This window comes from Kitasatospora sp. NPDC101801, from assembly GCF_044766665.1.
Taxonomy (GTDB): Bacteria; Actinomycetota; Actinomycetes; order Streptomycetales; family Streptomycetaceae; genus Kitasatospora.
The window spans coordinates 81,524-95,846 of the sequence record NZ_JBIWML010000012.1; the positions used below are offsets into that span (position 1 = coordinate 81,524).

The window sequence follows — 14,323 nt, forward strand, 5'->3', positions numbered from 1 at the left end:
CCGGCGTGACCGATGAGGGCGAGTTCATCCGGGTGTCGGCGCGGACCCGGGACGGTCCGGCGCCGTGCCCGATGTGCGGGCAGCTGAACTCGCCCGCCTCAGCCGCGAGTTCGCACCGCTATTGACCCCGATCGAGAGCAACGACGCCAAGCTCACCGACTGGATCACTACGGTCCGCGCAGCCGACCTACCCCACCTGCACTCCTTCGCCAACGGCCGCCAACTCGACCGCGCCGCCGTCGACGCCGGACTCACCCTCCCCTGGCACAACGGCCGCACCGAAGGCGTCAACACCCGAACCAAGCGGATCAGGCGCCAGATGCGCGGTCGAGCCGGGTTCCCCCTGCTCCGCCACCGCATCCTCCTCCAGTGATCACCACACGCGCTAACCACCGCTTACGGGCCAGCGCCAACTTTCGTACAGTCCCCGGTGGGCCCGGAGTTCGAGCAGGGCTGGGGCTGGATGTTCGACGAAGCCCGGAACGGTTCACCTCACCCTTTGAACCCGGCCGTGTGGTCCCGGCAGAGCGCTGGGGGCCAAGGTAGAGGGAGCATTGACAGCCCTGCGGAGACCTGGCTTCGAGGACCTGTCTCGGGCCCTTGGTGCTTGCGAACACATGAGGGCCGGGGTGTTGTCCAGTTCGGGATGGGTCGAAGGAACCGGCGTAGCTTCAGGGCGCCAGGTCGGTGGTGGAGCTGCGGTTGAGGTGCAGGCAGCCGCAGGTGCGGGGTGGCGAAGAGCAGGGGTGATCGACGGGGGAGGTGGCGTCGTTGAGATGGCGCGCCTGGACACTCGGTGGGAGCTGCCGTTCGTCCAGGGACGGAGACCATCAACTGGCATGAGTCGTGGTCGGACTGGCGCGGGGTGTCGGATCGGGCGGGCCACGGGCCAGGCCGAGCCAGGCGATGACCGAGGCGCTTCAGTGGCCCGGTGGAGTGGGAGCTGGTCCGCCTCATATGATCAGCGCCTCGTCGGGCCGTGAGGGAGTGGGTATGTTAGGGGTACTGCGAAACAGGGGGAAGAAGCGGGCCCATGACGTCTCCCAGCGGCTCTACGACGAGGGCCACCAGTTCGCGGAGCAGGAGCGCTGGGCCGAGGCGGAGCGCTGCTTCCGGGAGGCCGTCCAGGTGGCCGACCGCGGGTTGGGCGCGGAATCCGGTTCGGCACTCATCTGCCGCACTGCCTGGGCCTCGGCGTTGCGAAGGCTGGGCCGTGTCGACGAGGCCTTGTCCGAGCTGCGGGAGCTGACCGTCCAGTGTCCGGCTGTGCTGGGCGAGACTCATGAGAACACGGCCGAGGCCCGGATCCAGCTCGCCAACATGCTGATCGGCAGGGGCAGGCCCGCGGAGGCCGACGCGCTCTTGGCGCTGGTGCTGCGCCACCGCCCCGCGCCGGACGAGTACGGGCTGGAGGCCTGGGAGGCCAGGTTGAGGGCGCTCGCCATCCTGGGCCGGCACCGCGAGGCCGTCGACGGCTCGTGGGCGCTGCAGGAGCAGACTGCCAGGATCTACGGTGCAACGGCCCTCGGTACTCTCAAAGTTGTCTCCGAGCGTGTCCAGAACCTCATCTGCATCGGTGAGTACGAGCAGGCCGAATGCGAGTGCCGGGCCCTGCTGGAGGTGCACGACACCCCCAGCCTGCTCTGGCTGTCGGTCATGAACGCCCTTGTCCTCGCGCTCACCCACCTCGGACGCCACGACGAGGCCGAGGCTGCCGCCCGCCGCGCACTGCTGCGTGAGCAGGACGTCGCCCAGCCGAGCAATGACCTGCGCATCGCCCTGACCCTCGGGCTCTCCCGCGCCCTCAGCGGCGCCGGCCGCCACGAGGAGGGCCTGCAAGCCGCCGCCCGGGCCGAGGAGGACCACCGGAACGACCCCACCCCTCGCCTCACCCTGGCCGCACCGGTCGCCACCGTCACGGCGCAGGCCCTGCTCGGCCTGGGACGCAACGACGAGGCCGAAACCCGCAGCCGCAAGGCCATCGATCTCGCTCAGCCGCTCGGCCCCACCCACCACAGCACCCTGGAAGCCGCCACCACCCTCGGCCGCGTGCTCGCCGCCCAGCACCGCCACACCGAAGCCCGCGATCACCTCACCCGCTGCACCGCCGCCTGGCGCGAGCACTTCGGTCCCGACCACCCCCGCACCCGTGCCGCCGAAACCGTCCTGGCCGCACTCCCGCCCGCTTGAGAGAGGCGTATGTCCAACAGCGTGGTGCTCCGCACTATCCGGGCCGCGCCGGGAGGTACGGACATCACACCGTCCAGGGCGACCCTTCGGCCGTCCAGCAGCCCGGCCGCCAACGGTAGATAGGGACATGGCGGTACCGGACTATCAAGGGCCCAGTCGTCCCGGCGCCACAACCGACCGCTGGCCTACGGCGAACACGGCCCGGGCGTCCGCGAACCGTTCCGGTTTTGGTGGAGATCTACCGAGGTTGGACCCCTCCTGCTGTGCGCGCAGGGATCGTCTAGTATCGGCCGCTTGTACGGTGGCGCGCCCGAGGGTCCGTTCCCTCGTTCTCCGTCGGCAGAGAGGCTGCGCCGCCGATACCTGGGGGAGGCGAGTCGTGGACGTGGCACGCAAGATCGTCGGACGTGATCATCTGGCCGGGGTCGCGCGGGCGGCTCTCGGAGCCGAGCATCGCCTCGTCGGCGTGTCACGGCTCCGAGGCGGCAGCAAGAAGGGCGTGTACCGCCTCACCTTCGAGGACGACTCCACCGCGATCGTCTACATCTGGGACGACGCCGAGAACTATTGGCCGACGGCGGACGCCGCCAACGCCGAGGACCGTGCGGATCCGTTTTCGCACGCCTCCGGCATCGAGCTGTTCCAGGCCGCTCACCGGCACCTGAACACCCTGGGGATCCGCACGCCCCGGATCCATCTGGCCGACCGGAGCAGGAGCTACTATCCGGCGGACATCGCGGTGGTCGAGGACGTCCCCGGCGAGAATCTGGAGACACTGCTCGAACAGAACCCGCGCAGCGTGGAGACCACCCTGACGCGACTCGCCGAGGCACTCGACCTGATGCGGCGGCACACCGCACCGGGCTTCGGCAAAGTCGCCCTGATCGACAACGGTGGCCTCTCCCATGGCCGCTCGAGCGAGCAGGTCGTCCTCGACCGCGCACTCGAGGACCTGGCCGAAGCCTCCTGGCGCGACCTGCGGATCGCAGGTGTCCGCGACCACTTGGAGGGTGTGTTGCGCAGCCTGGCCGGCGCGGTGCGCCCGCGCTCGGAGTACGGGCTCATCCATGGGGAGCTGGGACCCGACCACGTGCTGGTGGACCGTCAGGGGCAGCCGGTCCTCATCGACATCGAGGGCCTGATGTTCTTCGACGTCGAGTGGGAACACGTCTTCCTGCGAATCCGTTTCGGCGAGCACTACCAACGGCTGGACAGGGGCGGACTCGACGAGCAGCGCCTGACCTTCTACACGCTGGCGATGCGCCTGTCGCTCGTCGCCGGACCGCTGCGACTGCTCGACGGCGACTTCCCCGACCGCGACTTCATGAGGGGAATCGTCGAATACAACCTCCGACAGGTGCTTGCCTTCCTGTCCGGAGACGTCCGCTGAACCCCTCGGAATCGATCATCTGTGGCGAGTTCGACCTGGGCGAGGGTCTTCCAGGGTGGGCCGGGTTTGATCAGCTCCGTTTTGTAGAGGCCGATGGCGGATTTCATCAGGGACAGTCGTAGGCATCGCCGACGGATCCGATCGAGGCGGCGATGCCGGCGGTGTCCAGGTGCTCGGCGAGCCGGAAGCTCGTGTATTGCGACCCGGCGTCCGAGTGATGTAGCAACTCGCCGCGCTGGTAAGGGAATCCGTCACGGTCGCGCTGTCATAGCGCCATGTCCAGAGCGTCCAGGACGAGGCGGGTTTCCTTCGTTGTCTCGGCGGAGCCGATGCCCAGCTTCTCCGCGACGGCCCGCAGCGGCTGACTCGTTCGGGTGGTCACCAAGGACCTCGGCGTCCGTGCGCACCACATGACGGCGCAGCTCAGGTGGATAGGAGGCAGGACGTGCCATGACTCGAATGCTTACACGAAATCGAGTCTCCACCGAACCCCAAGGCCACGTAGTTAAGGCTTGTTGGCGCAGGTCAAGTGGGCTTTGCAGATCGCCAGTTCGGGCGAGGGGACCCCTGCTATACCTCGGGAGTCCGCCAAGACGTCTCAAGGTTCAGAGGTCCCCTTGCCGTTTGATTATTCAACCGCGCCCGCTTCGCAGGGGCCAGCTCTGGTGGCCGACTTGTTCGGCGCCGGCCACCTGGGCGAGCTGACGAGGTACGTGCCGTTCGACCTGGTCGATGCGGTGCTGACGGAGACCGGTCGCGTCCAGCAGCGGATTCGGCTGCTGCCCTCGCGGGTCGGCGTCTACTTCCTGCTGGCTCTCGGGCTGTTCCCCCATCTGGGATACCTACGGGTGTGGGGCATGCTGACCAGCGCGCTTCCCGGTGCGCCACAGGTTTCGGAAAAGGCTCTGCGGGATGTGCGCCGACGGGTCGGGCCCAAGCCGGTCAAGCAGCTGTTCGACACCCTCGCGGTTCCTGTCGCCGATCCGCGAACCCCGGGCCTGCGGTACCGACGGTGGCGCACGGTCGCCTTCGATGGTTGCGCGTCACTGCACTGCCCGGACTCCGAGCGCAACCGTGCCTGGCTCGGGCGCGCGCACACCGGCCGCGGAGGATTCCACGGCTACCCGTGCCTGCAACTGATGACGCTGGCCGAGACCGGCACCCGAGCCCTGCTCGGCGCGGTGTCCGGCCCTCGCAGCACCGGAGAGATCACCTACGCCGCGAGCCTGGTCGACCGGCTCGACCCAACCATGCTGCTGCTCGCGGACCGAGCGTTCGACGGCGGAGAGTTCCTCGCGGCCGTCCGCACGACCGGAGCACAGTTCCTGGTCCGCATGCGCGCCGGCCGCAGGCTGCCCCGCCTGGCGGTTCTGCCCGACGGTTCAATCCTCACCCGCCTGGGACAGCTCAACGTACGCGTCATCCAGGCTCAGGTCACCGCGCACCTGGCCGACGGCACCAAAATCACCGGGCACTACGCGCTGGCCACCAGCCTGCTCGACCACCAAGCCCACCCCGCAACCGAGTTGATCGAGCTCTACCACGAACGCTGGGAGATCGAATCGAGCTACCTCGCCCTACGCCACACCCTGCTGGGCGGCCGGGTACTGCGCTCGCAAGACCCAGCAGGGCTGGAACAGGAACTGTGGTCCCTGCTCACCCTCTACCAGATACTGCGCCACGCCATGGTCGACGCCGCCAGGTCCCGGCCGCATCTGGATCCCGACCGGACCAGCTTCACCGACGCCGCCGCCACCGCCCAGGCCACCGTCATCCGGGCGGCCGGGATCACCGACCAGCACGACCCTGCCCCACCCCAGGCCATCACCACGGCTGTCCTCGCCCATCTGCTGCCCGCCCGCAGGGCCCGGCTCTCAGCCCGCAAGGTCAAATCGCCCATCTCCCGATACGCCGGCCATCCGCTCGAAGAACGCCCTCTGACCAGCACAAGGATCACCAGCATCGACGTCGGCATCGAGAAACCGGGCACCCTGCCCCGACCTGAGCCCTCGCCAGCAGCCCGAGCAAAGATCATGAACCCCGGCTCCCGAGTCGACCGAGTCTTCGCGCTCCTGCAAGCGGACCCGGGCCGCTCCTTCACCCCCAGCGAACTGGCACACACCCTGGAGATCACCAACATCAACAGCTTCAGCGTCCAGCTGGCGACCTGGGCCCGCCGCGGCCTACTCGGCAAACCCACACGCGGCCGATACACAACCCCGCACAACTGCCCCGCACCAGCCCCTTGACCTGCGCCAACAAGCCTTAACTACGTGGCCTTGCACCGAACCCGGAACGGTTCAAACACGGCTCAGCCGAGATCGGTGGTCAGCGCTGTCAACAGCGTTACCAGGAAACGGCGTTCGAGCTGGCCCGGCGGCAGTCGGTCCGGTTCGACGTAGCTCTGGGCCAGGCCGCCCTCGCGGATGGCGATGAGCAGGCGGGCCAGTTCGTCGGCGTCCACGGTGAGGGCGCGGCCGGCCCGGGTGAGCTGTTCGCGCAGGCCGCGGGCGATCTCGGCGCGCAGCCGGGCGTCGTGCTCGGCGAGGGCCCGGGCGGCGTGGGGGTTGCGGATGGCGTGCAGGGTGAACTCGGTGCTGACGAGGTACCAGTCGCGCTCGGCCGGCTCGATGTCGGAGAGCGCGTCGGCGACGTCCTGGAGGGTGAACTCCTCGGCGGTGGTGGCATCGATCAACTCGGCGATCCGGCTGACGATCCGTGCGCTGTGGTCGTCGAAGAGCGCCAGGAACAGTTCGTCCTTGCTGCCGAAGTTGGAGTAGAACGCCCCTCGGGTGTAGCCGGCCGCCTCGCAGATCTGCTCGATCGTGGAGGCGTGGAACCCGTGCGCCGCGAAGCTCGCCAGCGCGGCCCGCAGCAGGGCGGCGCGGGTGCGCGGGCGGCGCTTGGTCACACCCTTGGGCATCGGGACTCCTTCATCGGCCTTCACCTTAAACCGACCGGCAGGCAGATAGTGGGCGGCGCCGGGGCACGTGCCCTCCTTGCCCGGCATCGGGCAGGAGGGGCCCTTCGCGGGCTGCTCGTCGGTCGCCGGTGCTCCGCATGGACTCTCCCCCAGCCTTCGGCCGGGGGATCCCCGCCCAGCCTTCGGCATCCCAGCCTTCGGCCGGGGGGACCCCCGTCCAGCCTTCGGCATCCCAGCCTTCGGCCGGGAGGGGCCCCCTTTTCCGCACCGCCGAGCCACACACCCCACCACCGCTCCTTCACCCACCCCCCATGGCCGGTCGGTCTCAGCTTCCGGATCGGAGACGGACCCCATCGGATGCATGGACGTATCCGATACAGCTCCGTATCTTTTGGGTGTCCGCACTGCCGCCGACCCCTGGAGCCCGCCATGAGCACCCCGCCCTCCGACCTGGCCGCGGCCGGCCTGGTCCAGGCCGGTGTCACCCTGCCCATGCCGCCGACCTTCGACACGGTGGAGGCCGAGCGCCGGTATCGCAAGGAGCAACTCGCGGCCGGCTTCCGGCTGTTCGGCAAGTTCGGCTTCTCCGAAGGGGTCGCCGGGCACATCACGGTCCGCGACCCCGAGCACCCGGCGCAGTTCTGGGTGAACCCCTTCGGTATGGCCTTCAGCCAGATCAGGGCCTCCGACCTGATCCTGGTCGACCACGACGGCGCGGTGCTGCACGGTGATCGGCCGGTGAACCGGGCCGCCTTCGTCATCCACTCCCAGGTGCACGCCGCCCGCCCGGACGCGGTGGCCGCCGCCCACTCGCACTCGCTGTACGGCAAGGCGTTCTCCAGCCTGGGCATCCCGCTGGCCCCGATCACCCAGGATGCCTGCGCCTTCTTCGAGGACCACGCCGTCTACAGCGACTACCGGGGTGTGGTCAACGAGACCGAGGAGGGCAAGCGGGTCGCCGCCGCGCTCGGCAGCCACAAGGCCGTGATCCTGCAGAACCACGGGCTGCTCACGGTCGGGCAGTCGGTGGCCGAGGCGGTCTGGTGGTTCGTCACCATGGAACGCTCCTGCCAGGCCCAGCTGCTGGCGATGGCCGCAGGGAAGCCCCGGCTGATCGACCGGGAGACCGCGCTGACCACCCGGGGCCAGATCGGGAGCCACCTGGCAGGCTGGTTCCAGGCCCGGCCGCTGTGGGACCAGATCGTCGCGTCGGACCCGGACCTGTTCGACTGACCACCTCCGCTCTCCCCGTTCCGAAGGAACCGCTGTGACCAGAAGCTCGGACCGGCCGCATCCGCATCCGCGGCTGCGGATCGCGGTGCTCGGCGCCGGCAGCATCGGCTGCCATCTGGGCGGTCGGCTCGCCGCCACCGCCGAGGTCACCCTGATCGGGCGACCGAACGCGATGGCGGAGATCGAGAGGCACGGGCTGACCCTGACCGGGCCTGGCAGCGAACGGCGCGAACTCCGCGACCTGCGGCTCGCCACCGACGCGAGTGCGGCGGCCGGCGCCGACTACGTACTGGTCACCGTGAAGTCCACCGACACCGTCGCCGCCGCCCGGGAGCTGGCCCCGCACCTCGGGCCGGGCACGGTGGTGGTCAGTTTCCAGAACGGCCTGCACAACCCGGATTTGCTGCGCGCCGAGCTCACCGGACTCGCCGGGCACCGGGTGCTGGCGGGCATGGTCCCGTACAACGTGCTGCGCACCGGGCCCGCCGCGTTCCACCAGGGCAGCGGCGGGTCGTTGACGCTGGACGACTCGCCGGGGGCTGCCCCGCTGGCCGCCGTCGCCCGGGCCGCCGGGCTGCGGCTGACGCTGCGTCACGACATGGCCGCCGTCCAGGCGGCGAAGCTGCTGATGAACCTGAACAACGCGCTCAACGCGCTCTCCGGTCTGCCCCTGCGCGACCAGCTCGGTCAGCGCGCGTACCGCAGCTGCCTCGCGCTCTGCCAGCAGGAGGCGCTGGCCGCGTTCGACGCCGAGGGCATCGGGGTGGCCCGGCTCGGCGCCATCCCGCCCCGGCGGATGCCCTGGCTGCTCCGGCTGCCCGACGGTCTCTTCCGCCGGCTCGCCCGCGCGAGCCTGCGGATCGACGCCCAGGCCCGCTCCTCGATGTGGGAGGACCTCCGACGCGGACGCCCCACCGAGGTCGACACCCTCCAGGGCGAGGTCGTCGCCCTCGCCGGACGCCACGGCCTCCCGGCCCCGGCCAACGCCCGGCTGATCGAACTGGTCCGCCGGGCCGAAGCCGCCGGCCCCGGCGCGGCCCGCAGCTGGTCCGGGCCGGAGCTGTTCGCGGAACTGACCTGACGTCCTGAGCCGACGGGCCCGGTCCCACCCCGGAACGGAGGCCGTCGCCGCGCGTCCGCACCGCGACGTACGAGCGCGCACTGCCGCGCCTCCAAGCAAGGTGCAGCACGGTTTCCCGGTTCACGACGGCCCGCTGTGCCGACGCGCTCTGTGGGCTACCTTGGACCGACCGGCAGATGGGGGGGCGTCGCGGCGTTGAGGCACGCGCCCTCGTAGCCCGGCATCGGGCAGGAGGGGCCCCTCGACGGCCTCTCGTCGGTCGTCGATGCTCCGCATGGACTCTCCCCCAGCCATCGCCGGGGGGGACCCCCGCCCAGCCTGCGGCATCCCAGCCTTCGGCCGGGAGAGCCCCCTTCTCGGCACCGCCGAGCCACGCCCCCGCAGAGACACCAGCCGCTGACGCGGCGGGCGCTCCTTCACCCACCCACCCTGTGCCGGTCGGTCTTGCCGCCCGCGCGGTCCGTGAGCGTGAACAACAACTACACTCGTCCGAAAACCAGCAGGCGCGCCGGCCAGGCCGCTGGCACCACCGAGGGGACGCACGTGGGAACCGATAGCGCCGAGGTCCGGCAGCCCGTGATGGCTGACGTGGCGAAGCTGGCCGGCGTCTCGCACCAGACGGTGTCCCGGGTGCTCAACGGTGCTCCGCACGTGCGGCCCGACACCAGGGAGCGGGTGCTGGCGGCCATTCGCGAGCTGGACTACCGGCCGAACTCGGCGGCCCGTGCGTTGGTCACCAAGCGCTCCCAGACGCTCGGGGTGGTGAGCTTCGACTCCACCCTCTACGGTCCCGCCTCGATGCTGGACGGGATCGAGCAGGCGGCCCGCAGTGCGGGGTACTTCGTGAGCGTTGCGAGCCTGCGCTCGCTGGACAGCCGCTCGGTGCAGGAGGCGGTGGACCGGTTGCGGGACCAGGGCGTGGAGGGTGTGGTGGTGATCGCCCCGCAGATCTCTGCCGTCAGTTCGGTGGCCAGGCTGTCCAGTTCGGTGCCGGTGGTGGCGGTCGGGTCGGGGCGGCAGAGCAGGGTGCCGACGGTGTCGGTGGACAACCGGCTCGGTGCCGCGGAGGCCACCCGTCACCTGCTCGACCTCGGGCATGAGACGGTGCACCACGTGGCCGGGCCGGGCGGGTGGCTGGAGAGCCAGGACCGGGAGGGCGGCTGGCGGCACACGCTGGAGGCGGCCGGGGCCAGGGCACCCGAGGTGCGCAGTGGGGACTGGAGTGCCCGCTCCGGCTACCAGGCGGGTCTGCGGCTGGCCGGGGAGTCCGGCGTCAGTGCGGTGTTCTGCGCCAACGACCACATGGCGCTGGGGCTGCTCCGGGCGATGCACGAGGCCGGGCGCGCGGTGCCGGGAGAGGTCTCGGTGGTCGGTTTCGACGACGTCCACGAGGCGGCGTACTTCACTCCGCCGCTCACCACGGTCCGCCAGGACTTCGCCGAACTGGGGCGCCGGGCACTGGAGTTGTTGGTCGACCAGGTCTCCGGGGCGGCATCCGCGGGTGCCCGTGAGCACGCGCTGATCTCGCCGGAGCTGGTGCTCCGCCGTAGTAGCGGCCCGGCCCGCCGCCGCTGACCCGGCCGCGCTCCGCGCCTGCGCAGGCCCCCATCGGCGTGCGGCGCTGACCTGTCCGAGTTCGTCCGGCCCGTGCCGTCCCGGTGCCCTGCCATCGACAGGCGCACGGCCGGTCAAGATTGGGTAACGCCCGCGTTACCTCTTGTCGCGGCCAATTGTTAGCGTTAACAATTCCCTCAGCAGGGCGCGGCGCTCGCCGCCCGTCCCAGCGCCCCCACCTGAGAGGAACCCGAAACATGTCAAAGAGAGCTGCGGTGGCCCTGGTCGCCACCGCGATGGCCGTCGCCCTCACCGCCTGCGGCTCCGGCGGCGGTTCGAAGGACGCGGCCGGTGGCGGTGGCTCCGGCAAGCTCACCGTCGGCTTCTCCCAGGTCGGCGCCGAGAGCAACTGGCGGACCGCCAACACGAAGTCGGTCCAGGACGCCGCGAAGAAGGCCGGGGTCACGCTCAAGTTCTCCGACGCGCAGCAGAAGCAGGAGAACCAGATCAAGGCCATCCGCTCGTTCATCCAGCAGAAGGTGGACGTGATCGCCTTCTCGCCGGTGGTCGAGTCCGGCTGGGACACCGTCCTGAAGGAGGCCAAGGACGCCAAGATCCCGGTGGTGCTCACCGACCGCGCGGTGGACTCCAAGGACGAGTCGCTCTACGCCACCTTCCTCGGCTCGGACTTCGTCGAGGAGGGCAAGAAGGCGGGCGACTGGCTGGTCAAGGAGTACCAGGGCAAGACCGACCAGGTGAACATCGTCGAGCTCCAGGGCACCACCGGCTCCGCCCCGGCCAACGACCGCAAGTCCGGCTTCGGTGACGTCGTCAAGGCCGACCCCAAGTTCAAGGTGGTCGCCTCGCAGACCGGTGACTTCACCCGCGCCAAGGGCAAGGAGGTCATGCAGGCCTTCCTGAAGTCCCAGCCGAAGATCGACGTGCTCTACGCGCACAACGACGACATGGCCCTCGGGGCGATCCAGGCGATCGAGGAGGCCGGCAAGACGCCCGGCAAGGACATCAAGATCATCTCGGTCGACGGCGTCAAGGACGCGTTCACCGCGATGGCGGCCGGCAAGATCAACGTTGTGGTCGAGTGCAACCCGCTGCTCGGGGACCAGCTGATGGAACTGGTGAAGAAGGTCAAGGCGGGCGAGAGCGTCGAGCGCCGCATCAAGACCGTCGAGGGTGTCTTCACCCAGGACCAGGCGGCCGCCGCGCTGCCCTCCCGCCAGTACTGAGCCACCCCCGGTACCACCGACGCGTGACGTACCGACGCAACGACACAGCCCGGCGCGCGGGCGGCCCTCGGCGGAGGGCCGCCCGCCCGTCGGCCAGGAGAGGAGGAGCGGATGCCAGCGCAGCCGGTCCTGGAAGTACGGGGAATCCGCAAGGAGTTCCCGGGCGTGGTGGCACTGGACGGGGTCGACCTCCGGCTCTTCCCCGGAGAGGTGCACGCGCTCATGGGTGAGAACGGCGCGGGTAAGTCGACCTTGATCAAGGTGCTCACCGGCGTGTACGAGTCCGACGGCGGGGAGGTCCGCCTCGCCGGGCAGGCGGTCCGGATCGGCGGGCCGCTCCAGGCCCAGCAGGCCGGGATCTCCACGGTCTACCAGGAGGTCAACCTCTGCCCGAACCTGTCGGTGGCGGAGAACATCTTCATCGGCCGTGAGCCGCGCCGCCTCGGGCTGATCCAGTGGGCCGAACTCCGGCGCCGGGCAGCCGAGTCGGTGGCCGCGCTGGACCTGGACATCGACGTCACCACCCCGCTGTCGGACCACTCGATCGCGGTCCAACAGCTGGTGGCGATCGTCCGAGCGGTGGACGTCGACGCCAAGGTGCTGATCCTGGACGAGCCGACCTCCAGCCTGGACCGTGACGAGGTACGCCAACTCTTCGCCGTGATGCGCAGGTTGCGTGACCAGGGAGTGGCGATCCTGTTCGTCTCGCACTTCCTGGACCAGATCTACGAGATCTGTGACCGGATGACCGTTCTGCGCGGCGGCCGCCACGAGGGCGAGTACCTCACCAGCGAGCTCAGCCAGGTCGCGCTGGTCTCCCGGATGATCGGCGGCGAGCTGACCGAGCTGGCCGGCGCCGCTCGCACCGAGCCCACCGGCTCCTCCTTCCTGCGCGCCGAGGGCCTGGGCCGCCGGGGCGCGGTGGAGCCGTACGACCTGACCATCCGGCCGGGTGAAGTGGTCGGACTGGCGGGCCTGTTGGGCTCCGGCCGGACCGAGGCGGCCCGGCTGCTGTTCGGCGCCGACCAGAGTGACCAGGGCACCGTCCGGATCGACGGCGCGCCCGCCGCGCTGCGCAGCCCCCGGGCCGCGATCGACCACGGCATCGCGTTCTGCTCGGAGAACCGCAAGACCGAGGGTCTGGTCGGCGAGTTGACGGTGCGGGAGAACATCGTGCTGGCCCTGCAGGCGGCCCGGGGCTGGACCCGCCCGCTCTCCCGCTCGGCCCAGGACGAGCTCGCGATCCGCTGGATCCGCGCCCTGGACATCCGGCCGAACAACCCCGAGGCGCTGATCCGCAACCTCAGCGGTGGCAACCAGCAGAAGGTACTGCTCGCCCGCTGGCTGATCACCGACCCCAAGCTGCTGATCCTGGACGAGCCGACCCGAGGCATCGACATCGGCGCCAAGACCGAGATCCAGAAGCTGGTGGCCAAGCTGGCCGGTGACGGGATGTCAGTGCTGTTCATCTCCGCCGAACTGGAGGAGGTGCTGCGCCTCAGCCACCGGATCGGCGTGCTGCGCGACCATCGGATGGTCGCCCAGCTGCGCAACGACGGAACGCTCACCCCCGAGCGCATCATGGAGACCATCGCGAGCGGAGCCGCGTCGTGAGCCGAATCGCCCGCCACCGCCTGTTCTGGCCCGCCGCGGTGCTGCTCGCACTGCTGCTCGCCAACCTGGCGTTCACCCCGGACTTCCTCGCGGTCCGGCTGAAGGACGGCCACCTCTACGGCAGCCTGATCGACATCCTGCACTTCGGTTCCCCGCTGGTCCTGGTGGCACTCGGGATGACCCTGGTGATCGCCACCGGCGGGATCGACCTCTCGGTCGGCTCGACCGTCGCGATCGCCGCCGCGTTGGCCTGTCTGCACATCAGCGAGTCACCGGATCCGGGTGGCCTGGGCACCGTGCTGACGGCCGTCGGCATCGCGCTCGGCGTGGCCCTGTTGCTCGGCACCGCCAACGGCCTCCTGGTGGCCAGGGTCGGCGTCCAACCGATCATCGCCACGCTGATCCTGATGGTCGCCGGGCGCGGCGTCGCCCAGCTCATCACGGACGGTCAGATCATCACCATCACCAGCGATCCGTACAAGCTGATCGGCGGCGGCTACCTGCTCACCGTGCCGTTCTCGGTGCCGCTGGCCGGTGCGGTGGTGCTGCTGGCCTCGGCGCTCACCCGGCGCACCGCGCTCGGGCTGCTGCTGGAGTCGGTCGGCGGCAACCCGGTGGCCAGCCGGCTGGTCGGCATCCGGGCGGTGAGGCTGATCGGTCTGGTCTACGTGGTCAGCGCGCTCTGCGCGGCGCTGGCCGGGCTGATGATCAGCTCCAACGTCTCCAGTGCGGACGGCAACAACGCCGGCCTGTGGATCGAGCTGGACGCGATCCTGGCCGTGGTGGTCGGCGGCACCTCGCTGAACGGCGGCCGCTTCTCGCTCGGCGGCACGGTGCTCGGCGCGCTGGTCATCCAGACCCTGTCCACCACCGTCTACACCATCGGCATCCCGCCGGAGACCACCCTGGTCTTCAAGGCGGTCGTGGTGATCATCGTCTGCCTGGTCCAGTCGCCCGCCTTCCGTGCCAAGGCCGCCCGACGGCGCTCCCGCGCCCGGCACGGCGCCCGGACGGCCGCGCCCGAGAAGCTTGAGGTCGGCGCATGAGCGAGCGGAGCGAGCGAATCATCGAAAGGCGCGCATGGGCGGATGCCC

Annotated in this window: 10 protein-coding genes and 1 pseudogene; 10 read left to right on the forward strand and 1 reads right to left on the reverse strand. The window is 70.1% G+C overall.

Translation table 11 applies throughout. The features are described from left to right. Nucleotides 1–82: 82 nt before the first annotated feature. From ACIRPK_RS16715 to ACIRPK_RS16730, 4 genes and pseudogenes are all read left to right on the forward strand, one after another. Nucleotides 83–373 (forward strand): annotated as a pseudogene (locus tag ACIRPK_RS16715) (transposase); the annotation flags it as partial. A gap of 620 nt (nt 374–993) precedes the next feature. Then, complete coding sequence (locus tag ACIRPK_RS16720) at nt 994–2,190, forward strand: tetratricopeptide repeat protein (protein ID WP_403038942.1); 1,197 nt, start codon at nt 994–996, stop codon at nt 2,188–2,190. 379 nt (nt 2,191–2,569) lie between these two features. Then, complete coding sequence (locus ACIRPK_RS16725) at nt 2,570–3,580, forward strand: phosphotransferase family protein (protein WP_403038945.1); 1,011 nt, start codon at nt 2,570–2,572, stop codon at nt 3,578–3,580. 665 nt (nt 3,581–4,245) lie between these two features. Then, on the forward strand, nt 4,246–5,829 hold the full coding sequence (locus ACIRPK_RS16730) for an IS4 family transposase (protein WP_403038948.1): 1,584 nt from the start codon (nt 4,246–4,248) through the stop codon (nt 5,827–5,829). A 62-nt stretch (nt 5,830–5,891) separates the two neighbouring features. Here the strand turns inward: ACIRPK_RS16730 and ACIRPK_RS16735 are convergent, their stop codons facing one another. After that, nucleotides 5,892–6,503, reverse strand: coding sequence for a TetR/AcrR family transcriptional regulator (locus ACIRPK_RS16735; protein ID WP_403038951.1), 612 nt, complete (start codon nt 6,501–6,503; stop codon nt 5,892–5,894). 429 nt (nt 6,504–6,932) lie between these two features. Between ACIRPK_RS16735 and ACIRPK_RS16740 the strand changes: the two genes are divergently transcribed. The 6 genes from ACIRPK_RS16740 to ACIRPK_RS16765 all read left to right on the forward strand — a co-directional run bounded on the left by ACIRPK_RS16740 (nt 6,933) and on the right by ACIRPK_RS16765 (nt 14,275). Continuing rightward, entirely contained in the window at nt 6,933–7,736 is an 804-nt protein-coding gene (locus ACIRPK_RS16740) for a class II aldolase/adducin family protein (protein ID WP_403038953.1), read from the forward strand. 34 nt (nt 7,737–7,770) lie between these two features. Next, nucleotides 7,771–8,817 (forward strand): 2-dehydropantoate 2-reductase, encoded by a 1,047-nt coding sequence (locus ACIRPK_RS16745; protein ID WP_403038956.1) that lies wholly within the window; start codon nt 7,771–7,773, stop codon nt 8,815–8,817. Between the two features lie 543 nt (nt 8,818–9,360). Beyond that, the gene (locus tag ACIRPK_RS16750; protein WP_403038958.1) at nt 9,361–10,392 is read left to right on the forward strand and encodes a LacI family DNA-binding transcriptional regulator; all 1,032 of its coding nucleotides are present in this window, start codon (nt 9,361–9,363) and stop codon (nt 10,390–10,392) included. A 236-nt stretch (nt 10,393–10,628) separates the two neighbouring features. Beyond that, on the forward strand, nt 10,629–11,615 hold the full coding sequence (locus ACIRPK_RS16755; protein ID WP_403038961.1) for a substrate-binding domain-containing protein: 987 nt from the start codon (nt 10,629–10,631) through the stop codon (nt 11,613–11,615). Nucleotides 11,616–11,726: 111 nt separating this feature from the next. Next, nucleotides 11,727–13,229 carry a sugar ABC transporter ATP-binding protein gene (locus tag ACIRPK_RS16760; RefSeq protein ID WP_403038963.1) on the forward strand — a complete coding sequence of 501 codons (1,503 nt, stop codon included), beginning with the start codon at nt 11,727–11,729 and terminating at the stop codon, nt 13,227–13,229. Continuing rightward, entirely contained in the window at nt 13,226–14,275 is a 1,050-nt protein-coding gene (locus tag ACIRPK_RS16765) for an ABC transporter permease (protein WP_403038966.1), read from the forward strand. Before ACIRPK_RS16760 ends, ACIRPK_RS16765 begins: the two co-directional genes overlap by 4 nt. Nucleotides 14,276–14,323 lie beyond the last annotated feature (48 nt).